The 20,747-nt window shown below is 73.4% G+C and carries 18 protein-coding genes; 10 read left to right on the top strand and 8 right to left on the bottom strand.

Features of this window, described 5'->3' with window-relative positions; genetic code table 11:
* Nucleotides 1-9 precede the first annotated feature (9 nt).
* Both AB0J97_RS47670 and AB0J97_RS47665 read right to left on the bottom strand, forming a co-directional pair.
* Nucleotides 10-1,227 carry a histidine kinase gene (locus AB0J97_RS47670; protein ID WP_364102865.1) on the bottom strand — a complete coding sequence of 406 codons (1,218 nt, stop codon included), beginning with the start codon at nt 1,225-1,227 and terminating at the stop codon, nt 10-12.
* 77 nt (nt 1,228-1,304) lie between these two features.
* Complete coding sequence (locus AB0J97_RS47665; RefSeq protein WP_364102862.1) at nt 1,305-2,798, bottom strand: nitrilase-related carbon-nitrogen hydrolase; 1,494 nt, start codon at nt 2,796-2,798, stop codon at nt 1,305-1,307.
* 102 nt (nt 2,799-2,900) lie between these two features.
* Between AB0J97_RS47665 and AB0J97_RS47660 the strand changes: the two genes are divergently transcribed.
* Nucleotides 2,901-3,875 carry a phosphotransferase gene (locus tag AB0J97_RS47660; protein ID WP_364102859.1) on the top strand — a complete coding sequence of 325 codons (975 nt, stop codon included), beginning with the start codon at nt 2,901-2,903 and terminating at the stop codon, nt 3,873-3,875.
* Between the two features lie 16 nt (nt 3,876-3,891).
* Here the strand turns inward: AB0J97_RS47660 and AB0J97_RS47655 are convergent, their stop codons facing one another.
* From AB0J97_RS47655 to AB0J97_RS47645, 3 genes are all read right to left on the bottom strand, one after another.
* Entirely contained in the window at nt 3,892-4,485 is a 594-nt protein-coding gene (locus tag AB0J97_RS47655) for a pyridoxamine 5'-phosphate oxidase family protein (RefSeq protein ID WP_357709855.1), read from the bottom strand.
* A 99-nt stretch (nt 4,486-4,584) separates the two neighbouring features.
* A complete protein-coding gene (locus tag AB0J97_RS47650; RefSeq protein WP_364102856.1) occupies nt 4,585-5,487 on the bottom strand; it encodes a DJ-1/PfpI family protein in 903 nt (300 codons plus the stop codon).
* A 12-nt stretch (nt 5,488-5,499) separates the two neighbouring features.
* A complete protein-coding gene (locus AB0J97_RS47645; protein WP_364102853.1) occupies nt 5,500-6,084 on the bottom strand; it encodes an isochorismatase family protein in 585 nt (194 codons plus the stop codon).
* 196 nt (nt 6,085-6,280) lie between these two features.
* On the opposite strand from AB0J97_RS47645, the gene AB0J97_RS47640 reads away from it, so the two are divergent.
* Nucleotides 6,281-6,799 (top strand): hypothetical protein, encoded by a 519-nt coding sequence (locus tag AB0J97_RS47640; RefSeq protein WP_364102850.1) that lies wholly within the window; start codon nt 6,281-6,283, stop codon nt 6,797-6,799.
* Nucleotides 6,800-6,858: 59 nt separating this feature from the next.
* Here AB0J97_RS47640 and AB0J97_RS47635 read toward each other — a convergent pair whose 3' ends face one another.
* Nucleotides 6,859-7,782 (bottom strand): AraC family transcriptional regulator, encoded by a 924-nt coding sequence (locus AB0J97_RS47635; RefSeq protein WP_357709846.1) that lies wholly within the window; start codon nt 7,780-7,782, stop codon nt 6,859-6,861.
* 116 nt (nt 7,783-7,898) lie between these two features.
* On the opposite strand from AB0J97_RS47635, the gene AB0J97_RS47630 reads away from it, so the two are divergent.
* The 6 genes from AB0J97_RS47630 to AB0J97_RS47605 all read left to right on the top strand — a co-directional run bounded on the left by AB0J97_RS47630 (nt 7,899) and on the right by AB0J97_RS47605 (nt 15,456).
* Nucleotides 7,899-8,450 carry an NAD(P)H-dependent oxidoreductase gene (locus AB0J97_RS47630; RefSeq protein ID WP_357709844.1) on the top strand — a complete coding sequence of 184 codons (552 nt, stop codon included), beginning with the start codon at nt 7,899-7,901 and terminating at the stop codon, nt 8,448-8,450.
* 45 nt (nt 8,451-8,495) lie between these two features.
* Nucleotides 8,496-10,829 (top strand): excinuclease ABC subunit UvrA, encoded by a 2,334-nt coding sequence (locus AB0J97_RS47625; RefSeq protein WP_364102846.1) that lies wholly within the window; start codon nt 8,496-8,498, stop codon nt 10,827-10,829.
* On the top strand, nt 10,829-11,608 hold the full coding sequence (locus tag AB0J97_RS47620; RefSeq protein WP_364102843.1) for an LLM class flavin-dependent oxidoreductase: 780 nt from the start codon (nt 10,829-10,831) through the stop codon (nt 11,606-11,608). Before AB0J97_RS47625 ends, AB0J97_RS47620 begins: the two co-directional genes overlap by 1 nt.
* A 120-nt stretch (nt 11,609-11,728) precedes the next feature.
* Nucleotides 11,729-13,501 carry an IlvD/Edd family dehydratase gene (locus AB0J97_RS47615; RefSeq protein ID WP_364102840.1) on the top strand — a complete coding sequence of 591 codons (1,773 nt, stop codon included), beginning with the start codon at nt 11,729-11,731 and terminating at the stop codon, nt 13,499-13,501.
* Complete coding sequence (locus tag AB0J97_RS47610) at nt 13,488-14,492, top strand: C-terminal binding protein (protein WP_364102837.1); 1,005 nt, start codon at nt 13,488-13,490, stop codon at nt 14,490-14,492. Before AB0J97_RS47615 ends, AB0J97_RS47610 begins: the two co-directional genes overlap by 14 nt.
* 496 nt (nt 14,493-14,988) lie before the next feature.
* A complete protein-coding gene (locus AB0J97_RS47605) occupies nt 14,989-15,456 on the top strand; it encodes a hemerythrin domain-containing protein (protein WP_364102834.1) in 468 nt (155 codons plus the stop codon).
* A 15-nt stretch (nt 15,457-15,471) separates the two neighbouring features.
* On the opposite strand, the gene AB0J97_RS47600 is transcribed toward AB0J97_RS47605, so the two are convergent.
* The gene (locus AB0J97_RS47600; protein ID WP_357709830.1) at nt 15,472-16,215 is read right to left on the bottom strand and encodes an arginase family protein; all 744 of its coding nucleotides are present in this window, start codon (nt 16,213-16,215) and stop codon (nt 15,472-15,474) included.
* Between the two features lie 101 nt (nt 16,216-16,316).
* Here AB0J97_RS47600 and AB0J97_RS47595 point away from each other — a divergent pair, with 101 nt between their 5' ends.
* On the top strand, nt 16,317-17,210 hold the full coding sequence (locus tag AB0J97_RS47595; protein ID WP_364102831.1) for a LysR family transcriptional regulator: 894 nt from the start codon (nt 16,317-16,319) through the stop codon (nt 17,208-17,210).
* 17 nt (nt 17,211-17,227) lie between these two features.
* Here the strand turns inward: AB0J97_RS47595 and AB0J97_RS47590 are convergent, their stop codons facing one another.
* Nucleotides 17,228-19,699: an MMPL family transporter gene (locus AB0J97_RS47590; protein WP_364102828.1), complete on the bottom strand. Its 2,472-nt coding sequence runs from the start codon at nt 19,697-19,699 to the stop codon at nt 17,228-17,230.
* Nucleotides 19,700-19,861: 162 nt separating this feature from the next.
* Here AB0J97_RS47590 and AB0J97_RS47585 point away from each other — a divergent pair, with 162 nt between their 5' ends.
* Entirely contained in the window at nt 19,862-20,536 is a 675-nt protein-coding gene (locus tag AB0J97_RS47585; protein ID WP_364102825.1) for a helix-turn-helix domain-containing protein, read from the top strand.
* Nucleotides 20,537-20,747: the final 211 nt, after the last annotated feature.

The following is a 20,747-nucleotide window of genomic DNA, read 5'->3' as shown; positions in this document are numbered from 1 at the left end:
CGGCGACGACTACTCGGACCTGATCGCGCACGGCACCTCCAGATGCACCCGGGTGGGCCCGCCGGGCGGGCTGTCGACGGCGATCGTCCCGTCGAAGACGGCCAGCCGGCTCTGGATGCCGCGCAGCCCGGTGCCGTCGGCCGGATCGACGCCGCCGCCGCCGTCGTCCACGACGTCGCAGCTCAGGATCCCGTGCCGGTAGCCGAGCGTGATCTGCACGGTCGCCGCGCCGGCGTGCTTGGTCGTGTTCGCCAGCAGCTCGTTGACGGCGAAGTAGACGGCCGACTCCACCGGCGGCGCGGGCCGCCCGGCCAGGTCGGACGACACCTCGACGTCGAGCAGGCAGTCCAGCGCCAGGGCCCGGATCGCGTCGGCGAGGCCGCGGTCGGCCAGGACCGGCGGATGCACGCCGCGTACCAGGTCGCGCAGCTCGTCCAGGGCCTTGGAGGAGGACTCGCGGGCCGTGGCCAGCAGGGCGCGGGCCGCCTCCGGGTCCTCGTCGAACAGCCGCTCGGCGTTGCCCAGCCCCATGCCCAGGGCGACCAGCCGGGCCTGCGCGCCGTCGTGCAGGTCGCGCTCGATCCGGCGCAGCTCGGCGGCCTGCGCGTCCACGCTGCCCGCGCGCGTCTCCACCAGCGTCTCGACCCGCTGCTCCAGCGCCGACGTCCGCGACGGCCCGAGCAGCGCGCCGGCCCACCGAGCGCGCAGGCGCAGCAGCGGCGGACCGATGTACAGGCCGAGCGCGATGAGCGCGAGCCCGACGGGGATCGCCGCCAGCGCGGCGGCCGTCGAGGTGACGTGGATGAGGCCGTAGGCGTTGGCGCCGCCGGCCCGCAGGTTGGCCTCCCACACGAACGGCTGCACGGCCACGCCGTACAGCCCGTAGAGCGGCATGCCGAGCGCCAGCGCCGACGCCCACGTGCCCATGAGCGGGTCGAGGACCCCCCAGAGGACGTCCCGCCAGGTCGCCGGGTCCCTCAGCAGCGCGGCCTGGTCCGTCCCGGGGCCGTAGGGACGTTCGACGCGTACGCCGACCCGGCCCGCCAGCCGCCGGGCCGCGTCCGCGACCGTCCGCAGCAGCGACACCGCCGGCGGGAACACCCACCGGCCGACGCCGGCCACCGCCGGCACCGCGCTGATCACGACCAGGACGGCCGCCACGACCCCGGCCACCGACAGGCCGATCATGGCCAGCGCCAGCACCGGCGTCGCCAGTCTCGCCTTCACTCCGCGTCTCCCCGTCGTGCTCGTCTTCCTGTTCCGCGCCCGTGGCATCATCGCACCTTCCTCCGGAAATCCCATGGTCAGTCCCGGTACGGGGCCCGCCGCAGCACGGCGACCCCGGCCAGGGCGGCGACCGCCGCGGCGCACAGCCCGGCGAACAGGTCGCCGACCAGGCCGTACAGCGTCCAGGTGCCGCGCGTCGGCACGGACACGACCATGCTCTGCTGCGTCGTGCTGAAGTAGTTCGTCCTGGCCAGGGGCGTGCCGTAGGGGTCGACGGTGATCGCCAGGCCGTTGCTGGTCTGCCGGACGAGGCTGTAGCCGTTCTCGACGGCGCGGAACACCGCGTTGGCGGCGTGCGTGCGCTCGATGCCCTTCCAGTCGTTGGCCGGGACGAACATGATGTCGGCGCGCGTGCGCAGCGTCGCGGGGAAGTCGGCGTCGAAGCAGATGACGTGGGCCAGCCGCCCGTACGGCGTGCCCGTCACCGGCACGACCCCGTCGCCCGGCCGCAGGTCCTCCATGCCGGGCACGGGATGGGCCTTGTCGAAGACCGACGCCACCCGGCCCTCGGGGGTCACCAGCACGGCGAGGTCGCGGGAGCGCGGCCGCCCGTCGAGGACGACGGCGACGCCCATGTCCAGATAGATGCGCTTCTCCTTGGCCAGTTCCTGTGCCTTGCGCAGGAAGGCGGGGTAGTCCTCGCCGAGCACGACCGCGGCGGTCTCCGCCCACGCCACGATCCTCGCGCCGCCGTCGGCCTCGGTCCTGGTGCGGGCGAACAGGTCGTCGTCCAGCACCGCGAACGCCTTGCGCAGCGTCGGCTTCTGCTCGGGCAGGACCTGCGGCGTGTGGAAGTTGTCGATCTCCCGCATGCGCTGCTCGGCCGCCAGCGACGCGCTGATCCCGGCGACGCGCACCAGCTCCGGCGCGGTCGCCGCGGTCGCCAGCCGCAGGCCGCCGCCGAGCAGGACCGAGACGAGCACCGAGACGTACGCCAGCGTGACGGCCCGCACCGGCGGCCAGGCCAGCCGGTGTTCCAGCGCGAGGTTGACGACGGGCGCGGCCCAGGCCATCAGGAAGCTGATCCCGTAGATGCCGGTGACGGACGCCGTCTGGAGCAGCGGCAGGTTCGCCGACTGCGTCGCGGCCAGGGGGCCGAAGATCGTGCCGAGCGGGCTGATCGCGGCGACCAGGAACTCGACCGTCACCCGGGCGGCCGGGAAGACCAGCGTGCCCAGGAACGGGCTCAGCCGCCGGAAGAGCAGCCGGTCGGCCAGCAGCGGAAGGCTCAGGACCAGGCTCAGCAGCAGGCAGCCGAGCAGGATCGGCGGGACGCCGAGCTGCCCCGCCGCCGCGACATGGACCACCGTCGTCGCGGTGGCCGACAGGCCCACGCACGCGAGCCCGGCCGGCACGCCCGAGCTGCGGGTGAACCGCATGAGTCCGATGGAGAACAACCATCCGGCGAGCGGGACCGCCCATTCGCTGTTCGTGCCGACCAGCCCGAGCGCGATCCCCGCGGCCAGCCAGCCGTATCTTCGCCGGCCGCCGGCGAGGTAGGTGTTTGCCATGCCCAGGAGCCTCGCGGATCGCGCGGCGGCGGCCATTGCGGCTGACTCTCGACTCTTCCTGTAGTTTTCTCCACCCCCCGGGGTGAGTGGTAGAAAGCGATCATGACCCGAGCGTTCCTGCGACCCGACGACGTCCGCGACCTGGTCGCCGAGCAGTTCGGCGCCGACCGGCGGCCGGCCGCGCTCGACCGGCTGACCGGCGGCAGCAAGAAGGGCGTCTACCGGCTCCGGCTGGACGACGCGACCAGCGTGATCCTCTACGTCTGGGCCACCGCCGAGAACTACTGGCCGCCGTCCCCGGCGGTCGAGGACGATCCCTTCACCGACGCCTCCGGGGCCGGCCTGTTCGCCGTGAACCACGCGGCCCTGACCGCGGCGGGCGTGCGCGTCCCCCGGCTGCTGATGCTCGACCGCGACGGCCGTCACCTCGGCGCCGACCTCGCCCTGGTCGAGGACGCGGGCGCCACGACCCTGGAGGCGCTGATGGAGCGCGACCCGGCCGCCGCCGACCGGCCGCTGTCCGCGCTCGGCGACGCCCTGCGCCGCATGCACACCACCCTCGGCCCCTCCTACGGCCGGCTCGCCGACCTGTCCGGCGGCGGGGACCGGCCCCGGCCCGCCGAGGACGTCGTCACCGACCGTGCGCTCGCCCATCTCGCCGCCGTCGCCACCCGCGACGCCCGGATGGGCCGGGCCCACGACCGCGTCGCCGCCCACGTGCGCCGCCTGCGCGCCGAGGTCGCCCCACGCCGCCGGTACGGGCTCGTGCACGGCGAACTCGGGCCGGACCACGTGCTCGTCACGCCGGAGGGCGAACCCGTCCTGATCGACTTCGAGGGCCTGACGTACTTCGACGTCGAGTGGGAGCACGCCTGGCTGCGGATGCGCTTCGAGGACGCCTACCCCGCGCTGCGCCCGGTCGACCTCGACCCCCACAGGCTGGAGCTCTACCGGTACGCGCAGGTGCTCTCGCTGATCGAGGGGCCGCTGCGGATCGCCGGCACCGACTTCCCCGGCCGCGACTGGATGCTGGAACTGGCCGAGTGGAACATCGCCAAGGCCCTCGCCGTCCTGTGAACGGCGGTTCCTCCCGTCAGGCGTCGCGGGGGAGCGGGGGCAGCGGGAGCGGCAGCCCCGGAAGGCCGTCGATGCTGGACGCGACGTGCTCCTTCTTGTGGAAGTACGCGTCGAGCGAGTCGTCGTCCTCGCGGGCGAAGCGGGAGGCGTGCAGCGGGCGGTCGGCGTCGTAGGTCATGAACGGGACGGCGTACCCGCAGGTGTCGCGGATCAGCCGGGCGGTCACGACGATGATCGCGCGCAGGCCGTGCAGGGTGGGGTCGATGTCCGGGAAGTGCCGCATCAGCCCGGCCCAGCGGGGGTCGTCGCGGAAGACCGGCTCGCCGGTGCCGTGCACGCGCACGATGTTCGGCGGGCCGTCGAAGGCGCACCACATCAGCGTGACCCGGCCGTTCTCGCGCAGGTGGGCGATCGTCTCGGCGTTGCTGCCGGCGAAGTCGAGGTAGGCCACGGTGTGGTCGTCCAGGACGGCGAAGGAGCCCTTCAGCCCCTTGGGCGAGAGGTTGACCGTGCCGTCGCCGGACAGGGGAGCGGTCGCCGTGAAGAAGACCGGCTGTGACTCGATGAACGTGCGCAACCGGCCGTCGATCCGGTCATAGGTCTTTCCCATGACCCGGATTATCCACTTTCGGGGGTTCCTGTAGGGGTGATGGGCCCGTTTTCCGCCGAGTGGCAGAATGCCTGACACGACCCCGGCCCGCGCCCTCGGTCACGACCCCGTCGCGTGGGCGCGCAGCCGGCGCAACATCCGCGCGTCGGCGAAGCCCACCTCGCGCGCGGCGACCTCGGCGGTCGCGCCGCGGCCCAGGAGGTGCTCGGCGCGCTCCAGCCGCAGGGCGGACTGGTAGGCCAGCGGGGTGAGCCCGGTCGCGCGCCGGAACAGCCGGGTCACCGTCCGCTCGCTGCATCCGGCGGTCCCGGCCAGCAGGCTCAGCGGCAGCCGCTCGGTGAACCGGGTCTCGATCAGGTCCTGGAGGCGGTGAACCGTCTCGTCCACGTGCGAGCGCCGCCGCAACAGCGGGCTGACCTGCTCCGCCGTGCCGTCGCGACGGCCCTGGACGAGCATCGCGCGGGCCACCAGCCCCCCGGCGTACGGGCCGTGCCGGGTGGTCACCAGGTGCAGCGCCACGTCGATGCCGCCGGCCACGCCCGCCGAGGTGACGATCCGGTCGTCCTCGACGTACAGCACGTCCCTGGCGACCTTCGCCCGCGGATAGAGACGGGCCAGCTCGTCCTGGACGGAGTGGTGGGTGGTGCACCGGCGCCCGTCGAGCAGCCCGGCGCGGCCCAGCGCGTCGGCCCCGGCGCACACGCCGGCCACCGTGCCGCCCGAGGCGTGGTGCTCGCGCAGCCGGTGCAACGTCCCCGCGCTCAACGGCCGGGCCGGCCCCCGCCAGCCCGGCACGACGATCAGATCGTCGGGCGTCAGGGACGGCCACCCGGTCTCCGCGCGCAGGGGCAGCCCCTGCACGCTGGCGACCTCGCGGTCCTCGGCGACGTAGTGCAGGATGTACGGCCGCCCGAGGTCGGTGGCGGTGGAGAACACCTGGGCGGGCCCGGCCACGTCGAGCAGGTGCACCCGCGGGACGAGCAGGAAGACGACACGGGACACGGCCGGCGCCTCCTAGTTCCCGGTGAGTTCGTCCACGGTCCTGATCGTGGCGAAACGGCCGGACAAAGCGTATTCGGTACGGGCGAGGATCTCGTCCACGCCGAGCGTGCGCGGGTCCCGCACGAGCTCGTCGAACGGGACGTCGTCCGGGGCGTCGCGGTGCGGGACCGGCGTGGTGGCGGTGGCGTCGATGGCGAAGTCGACCTCGAAGCCCAGGTCGGAGGCGAGGCGCGCGGTGGTCTCGCAGCACTGCTCGGTCCTGATCCCGCACACGGTCAGCCTCCTGACGCCGTGCCGGGTGAGGTACTGCTGAAGGTTGGTGGTGGTGAAGGCGTTGTGCGCGGTCTTGGTGATGACGGGCTCGCCGGTCAGGGGCTCCAGGCCGTCCATCAACTGGACGTACCCGAGGGCCGGGTCGAAGACCGTGCCCGCTCCGGGGCGCGTCGCCAGCACCCACACCACTGCGTCCCCGGCGTCCCTGGCGGCGTCGACCAGGCGGTTGACCTGCGGGACGATGTCCGGCCTCGACGTGTACCGCCAGTCGGGAATGTGCAGGAAGGAGTTCTGGACGTCGATGACGACGAGGGCGCTGGTCATGCATCTCAGCCTGGCGGGACGAGCGGGCCCGACGGAAGACACGACCTGGTCAGCCCGTGGACCGATCCAGTCGGCCGGCCGCGCCGGGTCCGATATCCCGCCCGCGCGGCACCGTAATCGGGCCCTCGCAAGGGCCGGGATCGCCTGCCACCATGGAAGCGCCAGGTGATCCGGACGATCTCTGGAAGGGCGGGCCATGAGGTGGTGGGAGGGCGACGACAGGCGCCACGAAGGCTGGGACGCCGCCGTCTTCCCGGACGGGCGGGTCTCCACCGGCCCGGCCGACGGCGGGGCCAGAGTGCACCCGATCGGCGCGGACGGCCGCATCGGCTACGACCGCGGCGACGTCGTGGACGGCCGGACCGCGATCGGCTGGCGCGGCCACTGCGCCTGCGGATGGCAGGGGCCGCTGTGGGAACGCGTGGCCCAGATGCGCCACGACTTCGCGTCCCGGCGCATCTACGCGCTGAGCGAGTGCCTGCTGTCCGGCGCCGCCCCGGACGACGTGGCCGTCGCGATCCGCGCCGAGTGGGAGACCCACCTCGACCCGCCGAGCCTCGTCGCGGTCCGCCAGGCCGCCGAGGCCGTGCGCCGGGCCCAGGGGCACCTGGACGCCGCGGTGCGCGCGGCCCGCAAGGACGGCCGCTCCTGGACCCGGATCGGCGAGTCGGCCGGGGTCCGCCGCCCGTACGCCCAGGAACGCTGGGGCCCCTGACCGCCGCCCGCACGCCCAGGAGCGGCGGGCCCCTGACCGCCGCCGCGGCGTCGCCGGGGTCAGGCCGCCGTCGTCCGGCGGCGGTAGCGGCCGGGGGCGACGCCGAACTCGCGCTTGAAGGCGTTGCCGAAGGCGAACTCCGACCCGTACCCCACCTGCTCGGCCACCCGCGCCACCGACGCGTCGGACTCGCGCAGCAGGCGGGCCGCGCTCATCAGCCGCCACCACGTCAGGTACGCCAGCGGCGGCTGCCCCACCAGCCCGGTGAAGCGGCGGGCGAACCCGGCCCTGGACATGCCCGCGTGGGCGCCCAGCGACTCGACGGTCCAGCGGCGGGCCGGGTCGCGATGGATGGCGTCCAGCGCGCGGCCGACGACGGGGTCGGCCAGCGCGGAGGCCCAGCCGGACACCGTGCAGGGCTCGTCCTGGGTCTCGAAGTAGGCCCGCAGGACGTACAGCTGCAACATGTCGAGCAGGGACGACACGACGGTGTCCGTGCCGGGCCGCGGGCTGTCGATCTCGGCGGCCAGCAGCTCGACGGCGGCCCGCAGCTCCGGGTGGCTGCCCAGCGTCGCGGGCAGGTGGATCACGCCGGGCAGCGAGCCCAGGATCGGGTGGGTGCGGTCGAGGTCGAGCCGGTAGCCGCAGGACAGGACGACCGTCTCGGCCCCCGTTCCGCCGAACCCGGCCGAGGCGAACAGCTCGGAGTGCGGCTCGCAGTCCGACTCGACCAGCGGCCGGGCGGGGTCGTCGGCCAGCCCGAAACGGTCGCCGTGCGGAAGGAACACCACGTCGCCCACGCTCAGCGGGACGGGCTCGCCGTCCGGCGGGATGAGCCAGCACGACCCGCGCAGCACCACCTGGAAGCCCGCCGACCCCGGCACCGAGTGGAAGGCCACCCCCCAGGGCGCCCGCCAGGAGATGCGGGAGGAGGTGGCGCGCCCGCAGCGCATGAAGGCCATCACGTCGCTCAGCACGTCCATGGGCACAGAGTCTAAGCGCTGAGACGCTGGCGTATAAATGGTGGATAGCAGCGCATTCAGTATCTCAGCCGTGCTTCCTACGGTGGTTCCCGTAACCGAACTGAGGGAGCACGCACATGCTGAAGGTAGGCATCATCCTTGGCAGCACCCGTCCCGGCCGCAACGGCGAGGCCGTGGCGCACTGGGTCCGCGACCTGGCGGCCAAGCGCGGCGACGCCGAGTACCAGCTCGTCGACCTGAAGGACTACGACCTGGGCAACCTGGACGAACCCGAGCACCCCGCCATGGGCAACTACCAGCACGAGCACACCAGACGCTGGTCGGCCACCGTCTCGGCGCTGGACGCGTTCGTGATCGTGACCCCGGAGTACAACAACTCCTACCCGGGCGCGCTCAAGAACGCCCTCGACTTCCTGTACGCGGAATGGACCAACAAGGCGGCCGGGTTCGTCGGCTACGGCGTGGACGGCGCGCCCCGGGCGATCTCGCACCTGCGGCACGTCCTCGGCCTGCTCGGCGTGGCCACCGTGTCCAACCAGGTCGGGCTGTCGATCCACACCGACTTCGCCGACGGCTTCAAGCCCGCCGCCACCCACGAGGACCGGCTGAACGCCGTCCTCGACCAGGTCCTGGCCTGGGGCTCCGCGCTGCGTCCGCTGAGGGCGTGATCCCGGCGCGGGGGTCCACAGCGGGCGACGGGTAGATTGCGCAGAGTGGAAGATGAGGTGGGCAGCGGCATCCGGGTGCGCGGCGCGCGGGTGCACAACCTGCGCGACGTCGACGTCTCGATCCCGCGCGACGCGCTCGTCGCGTTCACGGGGATCTCGGGGTCGGGCAAGTCGTCCCTGGCGTTCGGCACGATCTTCGCCGAGTCGCAGCACCGCTACCTGGAGTCGGTCGCGCCCTACGCGCGGCGGCTGCTGCAGCAACTGCCCATGCCCGACGTCGACGACATCACCGGCCTGCCGCCCGCAGTCGCGCTCGGCCAGCGGCGCTCGGTGCCGTCCGCGCGGTCCACGGTCGGCACGCTGAGCCGGGTGTCCAACTCGCTGCGGATGCTGATGTCCCGCGCCGGCGCCTACCCCGAGGGCGCCGGGCGGCTCGACTCCGACGCGTTCTCGCCCAACACCGTCGCCGGCGCGTGCCCGGAGTGCCAGGGGCAGGGGGTGTTGCACGAGGTCACCGAGGACTCGCTCGTCCCCGACCCGTCGCTGTCCATCGCCGAGGGGGCGATCGCCTCCTGGCCCGGCGCCTGGCAGGGCAAGAACCAGCGCGACATCCTGGCGACGCTGGGCCACGACATCCACGCGCCCTGGCAGAGCCTGCCGCGCGAGGAGCGCGAGTGGATCCTGTTCACCGACGAGGAGCCGGTCGTCACCGTGCACCCCGTACGCGAGGCGGGCCGGATCCACCGCCCCTACCAGGGGAAGTACGCCAGCGCGCGGCGGCTGGTGCTCAAGGCGTACGCGTCGTCGGCCAGCGAGAAGAGCCGGCAGCGCGCCGAGCGGTTCATGACCGCCCGCACGTGCCCGGTCTGCGAGGGGCGGCGGCTGCGTCCCGAGGCGCTGGCGGTCACGTACGCGGGCCGCACCGTGGTCGAGCTGGCTGCGATGCCGATGGGTGAGCTGGCCGGCGTGCTGCGCCCGCACCGGGGCGAGCCGGGCCCGGCGGGGGCGCTCACCCGCGACATCCTCGACCGCATCGAGGTCCTCGACGAGCTCGGGCTGGGCTACCTGAGCGTGGCCCGGCCCGCGCCCACCCTGTCCGGCGGCGAGTTGCAGCGCATCCGGCTGGCGACCCAGCTCCGCGCCGGGCTGTTCGGGGTCGTCTACGTCCTCGACGAGCCGTCGGCCGGCCTGCACCCCGCCGACTCCGCCGCGCTGTCGGAGCTGCTGCGCCGCCTGCGCGACAGCGGCAACACCGTCTGCCTCGTCGAGCACGACATGGACGTCGTGCGCCAGGCAGACTGGGTGGTCGACGTGGGCCCCGGCGCGGGCGGCGACGGCGGGCGCGTCCTGTACAGCGGGCCGGTTCCGGGGCTGCGCGAGGTCGCCGGGTCGGTGACCCGCCGCTACCTGTTCGAGTCCGTCGTGCCGCGGCGTCCGGCCCACCGGCCGGCGGGCCTGCTGGAGCTGCGCGGGCTCACCCGCAACAACCTGCGCGGCGTCGACGTCGACGTGCCGCTGGGCGCGTTCACCGCCGTCACGGGCGTGTCGGGCGCGGGCAAGAGCAGCCTGCTGGCGGCCGTCGCCGAGGCGGCGGGCGGTGACCGCCGGGTGGTCTGGGTGAACCAGCAGCCCATCGGCCGCACCCCGCGCTCCAACCTGGCCACCTACACCGGCCTGTTCGACACCGTGCGCAAGCTGTTCGCCGCCACCGACGGCGCGCGTGCCCACGGCTACGGCCCCGCGCGGTTCTCCTTCAACGTGCCCGGCGGGCGCTGCGAGACCTGCCAGGGCGAGGGCTACGTCGCCGTCGAGCTGCTGTTCCTGCCCACCACGTACGCGCCCTGCCCCGACTGCGGCGGCGCCCGCTACAACCCGGACACGCTGCGGGTGACCTACCGCGACCGCACGATCGCCCAGATCCTGGACCTGACGGTCGACGAGGCCACCGCCTTCTTCGGCGACGTCCCCGCCGTGCTCCGCCCGCTGGAGACGCTGCACGAGGTCGGGCTCGGCTACCTGCGGCTGGGGCAGCCCGCCACCGAGCTGTCGGGCGGCGAGGCCCAGCGCATCAAGCTGTCCGCCGAGTTGCAGGGCCGCCGCGCCGAGTCCACGATCTACCTGCTCGACGAGCCGTCCACCGGCCTGCACCCGCACGACACCGACGTCCTCATGGACCGGCTCCACGACCTGGTCGCCGGCGGCGGCACAGTCGTGGTCGCCGAGCACGATATGCGGGTGGTGGCGACCGCCGGCCACGTCATCGACCTGGGGCCCGGCGGCGGGGCGGCCGGGGGCACGGTGGTGGCCGCGGGCACGCCGGCGCAGGTCGCCGCCAGCCCGCGCAGCCGTACCGCTCCGCACCTGAAGGGCCTGCTGTGATGCGTCGCGCGCTCTACCTGCCGCCGTTCGGGGAGCTGGCCGACCCGCGCGTGCTCGCCGACCTGGCCGCCCGCGCCGAGGACGCCGGGTTCGACGGCGTCTTCCTGTGGGACCACGTCGTGCGCCCGCAGAGCCCCGACCTGCCCGTCTGCGACGCCTGGACCGCGCTGGCCGCGATCGCCGCCGCCACCGACCGCGTCCGCATCGGCACCAGGGTCACGCCGCTGTCGCGGCGCAGGCCGCACGACGTGGCCAGGCAGGCCGCCGCCCTCGACCACCTCAGCGGCGGCCGGATGGTGCTCGGCGTCGGGCTGGGCTCCGACAACGGCGGGGAGCTGAGCAAACTCGGCGAGACCCGCGACCCCCGCGTCCGGGCGGAGATGCTCGACGAGAGCCTCGACGTCATCTGCCGGCTCTGGACCGGCCTGCCCGTCCACCACCAGGGCCGCCACTACCGCGTCGACGGCCTGGCCTTCCAGCCCCAGCCCGTGCAGCGGCCACGCATCCCCGTCTGGGTCGCCGCCCAGTCGGTCAAGCAGGCCCCGCTGCGGCGCGCCGCCCGCTTCGACGGGCTCTGCCCCGAGACCACCCCGGCCGGCCTCCGGGAGATGCTGGAGGTCGTCGCCCGGCACCGCGGCGGGCTGTCCGGCTTCGAGGTCGCGGTCGGCGTCCCGCCGGGGCAGCACCCCGGCCCCTACGAGGACGCCGGCGCCACCTGGTGGCTGGTGGAGTTTCCCGAGGTCACCACCGTCGAGCAGGTGATGGCGGCGATGATCTGAGGCGTTACGCGCCGACGATGGCGGGGTAGGCCACGCCAGGAGAGCGGTCCGCCGGGCGGCGCGCCGTACGACGTCACCCGGCCGGATGCGGCGGGGTCCCGCGTGAGTGAGGAGCGGCCGATGCGTCCGACCGGGCACCCCGAGGACGGCGGCCTGCGCAGCCAGGCGTGGTGGGACAACGCCGGCAATCCGGAGATGACAGCGCTCTATCTCGAACGCTTCCTCAACTTCGGGCTCACCCCGAAGGAGCTCCAGTCCGGCCGGCCGATCATCGGCATCGCCCAGACGGGCAGCGACCTCGTGCCCTGCAACCGCCACCATCTGGCCCTCGCCGACCGGGTCAGGGACGGCATCCGCGACGGCGGCGGCATCCCGTTCGAGTTCCCCGTCCACCCGCTCCAGGAGACCGGCAAACGCCCGACCGCCGCGCTGGACCGCAACCTCGCCTACCTCGGGCTGGTCGAGGTGCTCTACGGATACCCGCTCGACGGGGTCGTCCTGACGACGGGCTGCGACAAGACCACGCCGGCGTGCCTGGCCGCGGCGGCGACGGTGAACCTGCCGGCGATCGTCCTGTCCGGCGGGCCGATGGTCAACGGCTACCACCAGGGGCAGCGGATGGCCGCCTCCGGGTCGGGGCTGGTGATCTGGCAGTCGAAGCGGCTGCTGGCCACCGGCGAGATCGACTACGACGAGTTCATGGCGCGCGTGGCCGCCTCCGCGCCCAGCGTCGGCCACTGCAACGTGATGGGCACCGCGCTGTCGATGAACAGCCTGGCCGAGGCGCTGGGCATGTCGCTGCCGTGCTGCGCGGCGATCCCCGCGCCCTACCGCCGCCGGGCGCAGATGGCCTACGACACCGGCCTGCGGGCGGTGGAGCTGGTGCGCGAGGACCTCACCCCACGCAAGATCATGACCATGCGGGCCTTCGAGAACGCGATCGTGGTCGCCTCGGCCATCGCCGCCTCCACCAACGTGCCCATCCACATCAACGCCATCGCCCGGCACACCGGGGTGCCGCTGACCATCCACGACTGGCAGCGCGTCGGGGCCGACGTCCCGGTGCTGGCCGACGTCGCCCCGGCCGGGGAGTTCCTCGGCGAGGACTTCTACCGCGCCGGCGGCGTCCCGGCCGTCATGCGGTCGCTGCTGGAGGCCGGGCGCCTGCACGGCGACGCCGTGACCGTCACGGGCCGCACCGTGGCCGAGAACCTGGCCGACGCCCCGCCCGCCGACCCGGTGGTCATCCGCCCGTACGACGATCCGCTGGACGCGCACGGCGGGCTGCTCATCATGACGGGCAACCTGTTCGACTCCGCGGTCATGAAGACCTCGGTCCTGACCGACGAGTTCCGCGCGGTGTCGGACTACCGGGCCATCGTCTTCGAGGGGCCCGAGGACTACCACGCCCGCATCCAGGACCCCGCCCTCGGCGTGGACGAGAGCTGCATCCTCGTCATCCGCTACACCGGGCCGATCGGCTACCCGGGGTCGGCCGAGGTGGTGAACATGGAGGTGCCGTCCGCGCTGCTGCGGCTGGGCATCACCACGCTGCCCACGCTGGGCGACGGCCGCCAGAGCGGCACCTCCGACGCGCCGTCCATCCTCAACGCCAGCCCCGAGGCCGCCGCCGGCGGCAACCTCGCCATCCTGCGCACCGGCGACCTCATCCGCGTCGACGTGGACAACGCGCGCGTCGACGTGCTGCTGACCGAGGAGGAGATCGCCGAGCGGTGGGCCCGCCACACCCCGCCGGCGCTGGAGAACCAGACCCCGTGGCAGGAGATCTACCGGGCCACGGTCGGGCAGCTCGACAGCGGGGGCTGCCTGGAGCTGGCCCTGTCGTACCAGGACCTCGTACACACCAAGGGGATTCCCCGTGACTCGCACTGACGCCAGAGGCACGATCATGATCGCCGACTCCGACTTCGGCGACGTGGACATCGAACGCGCGATCGTGGAGGGCGCCGGGTTCGAGCTCCAGGCCGAACAGTGCAAGAGCGAGGACGAGGTGATCGAGAAGGGCCGGGACGCCGACGGCGTGCTGACCCAGTACGCCCGGGTCGGCTCCCGCGCCATCGACGCCCTCACCCGGTGCCGGGTGATCGCCCGCTACGGCACCGGCGTGGACATCGTCGACGTCGAGGCCGCGACCCGGCACGGCATCCAGGTCACCAACGCGCCGAACGAGTGGTGCGCCGAGGAGGTCGCCGACCACGCCGTCGCGCTCTGGCTGGCCGCCGCCCGCAAGATCTGCCAGTACGACCGCGCCACCCGCCGCGGCGTGTGGCGCTGGCAGACCGGCGAGCCGATCCCGCGGCTGCGTGGACGGATCTTCGGCCTGCTGTCCTTCGGCGCCATCGCCCAGCTCGTCGCCGCCCGCGCGCGGGCCTTCGGCGTCGAGGTCCGCGCCCACGACCCCTTCCTGGACGACTCCGAGCTGCTGGCCCGCCACGTGCGGCCGGTGTCGTTCGACGAGCTCGTGGAGAGCGCCGACTACCTGGTGATCCAGGCGCCGCTCACCCCGGAGACGCGCCACACCTTCGACCGTGCGACGCTGCGCAGGATGAAGCCGACCGCGATCCTCGTCAACACCGCGCGCGGCCCGATCGTCGAGGACGCGGCGCTCCACGAGGCGCTCACCGAGGGCTGGATCGCCGGCGCGGCCCTGGACGACCTGGAGGAGGAGCCCGCGAAGCAGCGCGACTGGCGGCCGGACAACCCCCTGTTCGCGCTGCCCAACGTGATCGTCACCCCGCACGCCGCCTACTACTCCGAGCAGGCGATCGAGACCGTGCGGCGCTTCGCCGCCGAGGAGGCCGTACGGGTCCTGACCGGGCAGGCCCCGCGCAGCCCGGTGAACGACGTGACGGCTGGGCCCTGACGCCCCTTCCGACCGCTCGGAAGGGGCGCCAGGGTGGGTGCGAAGGCGTTACTTCTTCTCGCAGGTGCGGTGGCCGAGGAACACGTCGTCGATCCCCCCACCCGGACAGCCGGCCCGTCGACGCTGACGTCCACCAGCGCCGTGCCGTTCACCCTCGGCTCCAGGTCGGAGGCGAACCGCAGGGCCGGGGCCGCGGCCTTCGACAGGTGCGTCCCTCGCCACCTCATGGAGAAGAGCGGGTGCCACACCGGCGAGTGCGCGACGGATGGGCGTGTGGATGCAATGCCGTCGGCATGCTGACCGCCTGCCGGGCAAACGGCAGAGCGCGACGGGCCGGTGTGGGGTCGCCGCGGGCGTGGCCCGGGCCGAGTTGGTCTTCCGGAGGGTGGCGGTCTAGAGTCTCCGACAGCGTCGCGTGCCGGTGGCGGACTGCGTCAGGCATGGAGGCGCCGGATCCGGAAGGTGGTCATGATGACCCTTTCCCCGTTCCTCACCCGTGGGTGAGAGCGCGAAGAACAGGCTCCTGGCCTGGAACATCGAACTGCAGGCCGCACACCGCCGCCTGCGCGAGGCGCTGCGCCTCGCGCGCGAAGCCCTGGAAGCCGGGGACACGGTCTCGGCGCGGGCAGACCTCCTGCTCTACTGCAAGGGATTCTGCGCCGCCCTCGACGGGCACCACGTGCGCGAGGACGTCGGGCTCTTCCCCGAACTGGCCGAGCGCCATCCGTCGCTGCGTCCCACGATCGCGAAGCTCCGGCAGGACCACGAGATGATCGCGACGCTGCTCGGGCGGCTGGACCGCGCGATGGCCTCGGACGCCACGCCGGGCGAGCTGTCCACGCACCTGGACGGGCTCTCCGCGATCATGGAGTCCCATTTCCGGTACGAGGAACGCCAACTCCTGGGCGTCCTGTCGACGCTCGACCTCGACGCCGACCCGCATGACCTGCTCGGACCGCTCTGACGTCCGGTCGATCGGTCAGGGGCGGACGGCGGCGCACAGGCGGACGAGCTCGGGGACCAGCCGCCGCAGCAGCTCCTCGTCGCGCGGGGCGGCGGGGGCGTACTCGGTGATGCCCAGCCCGGCGATCTCGTGCCGGGCGGCCAGCGCGGCCACGGCCTGGACGAGCTCGTCGGCGGACAGGCCGCCGGGCTCGGGGTAGCCGACCGAGGTGATGCCGTCCAGGACGTCGAGGTCCACGTGCACGTAGACGACCGCGTCGGCGGCGATGGTGTCGAGGCCGCCGATGCCGGTCCGCCGGATGTGGTCGGCCTCGGCCGGGTCGAGCGCGCGGGTGCCCGCCAGCGCGATCCGCTCGGGGCGCAGGGTGGGGGAACGCAGGAGGTCGGCCGGGCCCTCGCCCTGCAGCGTGCGGAGGATCATGCCGTGGAAGGCCCCGGACGGGGACGTCTCCGGGGTGTTCATGTCGCCGTGTGCGTCGAACCAGGCGACGTGCAGGCGGTCGCCGTGGCGGCGCAGCGCGGCCGTGACCGGTTCGAGCTCGACGCCGCAGTCACCCCCGACCGTGACCGTGAACCCGTCGCCGGGCAACGCCCGCCGCACCCGTTCGGCGGTCTCGGCGAGGGTCGCGCCGGTCTCCACCCGCACGTGCCGTCCGGCCGCCGGGAGCATCGCGGCCAGCCGGGCGGCGCCCTCGGCCAGCCTGGGCGCCGTGGGCGACGACGACCCCTGCCACTGCGGGACCTCGACGACGGTCAGCATGCTTCTTCCTCCCGGGGCGACGGTGGTGGGCCGCCAGTGTCACCCGGCCGGATCGGCAACGTCCACTTAGAGATGCTGCACTGATCTATAAGATGTGCTTGATGTTGGATCCCGCCAGGTTGCGCCTGCTCCGCGAGTTCGCCGAGCACGGCACGATGACGGCCGTGGCCGAGGTCTGCGGCCTGACCTCGTCCGCCGTCTCGCAGCAGTTCGCCGTGCTGGAGCGGGAGGCGGGGGTGCCGCTGTTCGAGCGGGCCGGGCGCCGCGTGCGCCTGACCGCCGAGGGGCGGCGTCTCGTGGGGCACGCGCGCGTCGTCCTGAACGCTCTGGACGCGGCCGAGGAGGACCTGCGCTCGGCCTCGACCCCCCGGGGGCCGGTCAGGGTGGCGTGTTTCGCCACGGCCGCCGCCGACCGCCTGCTGCCCGCGATCGCCGCGGCGCGGGTCCGCCACCCGGAGCTGCACGTGATCATGTACGAGCTGGAGCCCCGCGAGGCCGTCGAGACGCTCCGCGGCGGCGGTTGTGACCTGGCGATCGCCTTCACCTACAACCTGATCCCCGAGGAGCCTCCGGCCGGCGTCTCCCGCCGCGTCCTGGCCACCGAGCCGATCCTGCTGGCGCTCCCGGCCGGCCACCCGGCGGCGGAGCGCGAGGTGGAACTGCCGGCGCTGCGCGAGGAACCGTGGATCGCCGGCTCCCTGGGCACCAGCGACCACGAGATGTTGCACCGCGCCTGCGCCCTGGCGGGCTTCCGGCCGAACGTCGTCCACACGGCCGACGACTACGCGCTCGTGCTGCGCATGGTCGGCGAGGGGCTGGGGGCGAGCCTCGTTCCCGAGCTGGTCGCCACCGTGGTGGGGGTGCCCGGCGGGGTCGTGCTGCGGCCGGTCGCCACCATGGAGATCACCCGTACGACGCACGCGCTCGTCCGCACCGCTACGCCTGCGGTCAGGGCCGTGCTCGATCTGGTGACCGAGCCCGGCCCGCGCTCGTGAGCGGCCGCAGGCGGGCGTCAGCGGCCGGCGGGCTCGCGGACCGGTACGGGAGCGGCCTGGTGGTGGCGTTCCAGGTTGGCGCCCTCGACGTCCACGTCGGGCAGGAGCCGGTCGAGCCACCGGGGGAGCCACCACGCCTTGTCGCCCGCCAGGTGCATGACCGCCGGGATGATCAGCATGCGCACGACGAAGGCGTCGACGAGCACGCCGAAGGCCAGGGCGAAGCCGACCGGCCGGATCATCGTCATGTGGGAGAACATGAACCCGCCGAAGACCGAGATCATGATGACCGCGGCGGCGGTGACGACGGCCCTGCCCGCCCGCACCCCCTCGGTGACCGCCTGCCGGGCCGGGGCGCCGTGCGCGTACGCCTCCCGCATCCCTGAGGTGAGGAAGAGCTGGTAGTCCATGGCCAGCCCGAACAGGATGCCCACCAGCAGGGTCGGCAGGAAGTTGAGGATCGGCGCGGGATCGGTGACGCCGAAGACGGCGCCGAGCCACCCCCACTGGTAGACGGCCGTGACGCCGCCGAGCGCCGCGAACAACGACAGGACGAAGCCGCCGGTGGCGATCAGCGGCACCAGCAGGGAGCGGAACACGACGATCAGGATGAGCAGCGACAGGCCCACCACGACCGCGAGGTAGGTCGGCAGGGCGTCGGCGAGCTTCCCGGAGATGTCGATGTTGGCGCTGGCGCTGCCCGCGACGGACAGGGCGACGCTGCCGGACCCGAGGTCGAGGGTGCGGCCACGCAGGTCGTGGACGAGGTCCTCGGTGGACTCCGAGGTCGGCCCGCCGGTCGGGACGACCTGGAAGACCAGCACGGTCCCCTTCTCGTTGGCGCCGATGGGGGCGACCGCGGTCACGCCCCGGACGTCCATGAGCTGCTTGCCGAGGTCGGCCTGCGCCGGCGCGAGGTCGTCCCCGGTCACGCCGCGCCGCAGGTCGGCGACGACGACCAGCGGCCCGTTGGCGCCGGCGCCGAACTTCTCGGTGATGGCGGTGTAGGCGCGGTACTGCGTGGAGTCGGCGGCCTCGGAGGCGCCGGTCGGCAGGCCGAGACGCATGGAGGCGGCGGGCAGCGCGATGACGGCCAGCGCGCCGACCCCGATCACGATGCGCAGGACGGCACGTCCGATGGTCATGGGCGGCACGTGCTTGGGCGCGGCCGGGGTCGCGGCGTGCCCGGTGGCGGCGTTCCTGTCGCGCCTGGGCAGCAGCCGGTGCCCGAGCAGGCGGAGCAGTGCCGGGGTCATGGTCACGGTGAGGAGCACCGCGACGGCGATGGCGACGGCGCCGACGGTCCCCATCAGCGCCAGGAACGGGATGCCGGTGACGTTGAGTGCCAGCAGCGCGATGAGCACGGTGCTGCCCGCGAAGACCACGGCGTTGCCGCTGGTGCCGTTGGCCAGCCCGATGGACTCCTCGACGGCCATGCCCGTCCTCAGCTGGCGGCGGTGGCGGTGCAGGATGAACAGCGAGTAGTCGATGCCGACGGCCAGGCCGAGCATGGCGCCCAGGATGGGCGTCACCGACGTCATCTCGATGGTGCCGGACAGGGCCATGGCCCCGGCGACGGCCACGCCCACGCCGAGCAGCGCGTTGAGGATCGGCAGCCCGGCGGCCACGAGGGTGCCGGTCATGACGATGAGCACGAGCGCCGCGACGACCAGGCCGACCGCCTCGCCGACGCCGCCCAGCTGCACCTCGCCCTGCGTGATCTCGGCGGAGTAGTCGGCGGTGACGCCGCCGGGAAGGGCGTCGTCGACGGTCTCGATGACGGCCTTCTTGGTCTCCGGGGTGACCTCCTGCTGCGGCAGGTCGAAGACGACGGTCGCGGTGGCGGTGGAGCCGTCCGAGGAGACCGTGCGGATGTCCGCCGCCATGGTCAGCAGGCTGCGTCCGACGAGCAGCTGCTGTTCGGACGTCTTCAGCGTGGCGCTCTGCTTGTCGAGCTCGGCCTGCTGCTGGTCGAGCTGGGCGAGGGTCGCCTTGAGCCGCGGGTCGGAGCCGGCCTGCTCGATGGCCGCCTCGGCCTGCTTACGGGCCTGGTCGAGCTGTTTCCGGCCCTTGGCGAGCTGGGCGCGACCGCCCTCGACCTGGGCCAGGCCGTCCGTGATCTTCTTGGCCTGCTCGGCGCGCATGCCGGCGGAGGTGAACGGGTCGGCGACCTGGTCGACGCCGTCGAGGGCGGCGACCTTGCGCAGCGCGGCGCTGACGTCCGCGCGCTGGTCGTCCGTGAACCGCCCGCCGGCCTCGGACCGGATGACGACCTGCCCGGTGCCGCCGCTGGCCACGGGCAGCTCGGTCTTGAGCCGGTCGGTGACCTGCGCGGTGGGCGTGCCGGGGATGGTCATCGTCGAGCTCATGGCCCCGCCGAAGGCCAGGAAGGCTCCGACGGCCAGGCCGAGCACGACGAGCCACGCGGTGATCACCCACCAGGCCCGCCGGGCGGTGAACCGGCCCAGCCGGTAGAGCAGTTCGGCCATCGTGGACTCGCTTTCTGGTTCTGGGGCGGGGCAGTCGAGTAAGCGGATGGGATATATCCGATTTGGCAGTCTATTGAGAAGTGGATAGCAATCATCCAGTTCACCGTGGCATGCGGGCTGTGATGTTGATCCCACCTATCCGCTTAGAGGTACGCTGAGGCGATGACCCCGCGACCGCTTGCCGAGCACGAGCCGGCACGTCGTGGAGCCCTGCGCCGGGACGCCGAGCGCAACCGCGATCGCATCGTGCGCGCCGCCCAGGAGCTCTTCGCCGAGCGCGGCCTCGCCGTCGGCTTCAACGAGGTCGCCCACCATGCCGGCGTCGGCGTCGGCACCGTGTACAGGCGCTTCGCCGACAAGGAGGAGCTCATGCACGCGGCGCTTGAGGAGCCGCTGAGCGAGCTGGCCGAGGTCGCGCAGCGGGCGGGCGAGGCCGAGCGGGCCTGGGACGGCCTCGAACTCCTCCTGCAACGCATCACCGAGCTCCTGGTGGACAACCTCGGGCTGCGGGACGTCGCGCTGGGCGGCGGCGGATGGCACCTGGGCAGGTCCGCGGCCGAGCGCGTCGCGGAGGTGATGACGCAGCTGCTCGACCGGGCGCGGGCCGAGGGAGACCTGCGTGACGGCGTCGTGGGCGACGACGTGATGATGATCCTGTGGCTGGTGACGGACCTGGCGCAACATTCCGTCCAGGTCCATCCGGGGCTGTACCGCCGCTATCTGCAAGTGGCGCTGGACGGGCTGCGGGCCTGGCCGGGGAGCAGGCCGCTGGTGGAGAGGCCCACGGAGCAGCAGACGCTGACGATCTGCCGCCGCTGGGCCGGCGCCCCCCTCTGACTCCGGCGACACGCCCCTCGCCGGCGCCGGGCGATCGCACCTCCGACGGGCCCGGAATTCCGCGCTACGCGTGCCCGATTGTCGGGCTTCGGACGTATTACCCGCACGTAGATGGGTGTGACCAGCGGTAACGGAAATGTCGGTATGCCTACCGATGAACATACGTATTTTCGCGCCGTCAACAAGCGCTTAGCGTCTGGCGGCAACAAGG

The sequence above is a fragment of the Nonomuraea sp. NPDC049607 genome (assembly GCF_040675375.1).
Taxonomy (GTDB): Bacteria; Actinomycetota; Actinomycetes; order Streptosporangiales; family Streptosporangiaceae; genus Nonomuraea.
This window is presented reverse-complemented; position numbering and strand designations above follow the sequence as displayed.

Excerpts from the sequence above, each read along its gene's own strand:
- AB0J97_RS47630 (WP_357709844.1), top strand. The coding sequence starts at position 7,899 with ATGCTGAAGGTAGGCATCATCCTTGGCAGCACCCGTCCCGGCCGCAAC.
- AB0J97_RS47600 (WP_357709830.1), bottom strand. The coding sequence starts at position 16,215 with ATGCTGACCGTCGTCGAGGTCCCGCAGTGGCAGGGGTCGTCGTCGCCC.
- AB0J97_RS47655 (WP_357709855.1), bottom strand. The coding sequence starts at position 4,485 with ATGGGAAAGACCTATGACCGGATCGACGGCCGGTTGCGCACGTTCATC.
- AB0J97_RS47620 (WP_364102843.1), top strand. The coding sequence starts at position 10,829 with ATGCGTCGCGCGCTCTACCTGCCGCCGTTCGGGGAGCTGGCCGACCCG.
- AB0J97_RS47615 (WP_364102840.1), top strand. The coding sequence starts at position 11,729 with ATGCGTCCGACCGGGCACCCCGAGGACGGCGGCCTGCGCAGCCAGGCG.
- AB0J97_RS47595 (WP_364102831.1), top strand. The coding sequence starts at position 16,317 with ATGTTGGATCCCGCCAGGTTGCGCCTGCTCCGCGAGTTCGCCGAGCAC.
- AB0J97_RS47640 (WP_364102850.1), top strand. The coding sequence starts at position 6,281 with ATGAGGTGGTGGGAGGGCGACGACAGGCGCCACGAAGGCTGGGACGCC.
- AB0J97_RS47645 (WP_364102853.1), bottom strand. The coding sequence starts at position 6,084 with ATGACCAGCGCCCTCGTCGTCATCGACGTCCAGAACTCCTTCCTGCAC.
- AB0J97_RS47590 (WP_364102828.1), bottom strand. The coding sequence starts at position 19,699 with ATGGCCGAACTGCTCTACCGGCTGGGCCGGTTCACCGCCCGGCGGGCC.
- AB0J97_RS47635 (WP_357709846.1), bottom strand. The coding sequence starts at position 7,782 with ATGGACGTGCTGAGCGACGTGATGGCCTTCATGCGCTGCGGGCGCGCC.
- AB0J97_RS47660 (WP_364102859.1), top strand. The coding sequence starts at position 2,901 with ATGACCCGAGCGTTCCTGCGACCCGACGACGTCCGCGACCTGGTCGCC.
- AB0J97_RS47665 (WP_364102862.1), bottom strand. The coding sequence starts at position 2,798 with ATGGCAAACACCTACCTCGCCGGCGGCCGGCGAAGATACGGCTGGCTG.
- AB0J97_RS47585 (WP_364102825.1), top strand. The coding sequence starts at position 19,862 with ATGACCCCGCGACCGCTTGCCGAGCACGAGCCGGCACGTCGTGGAGCC.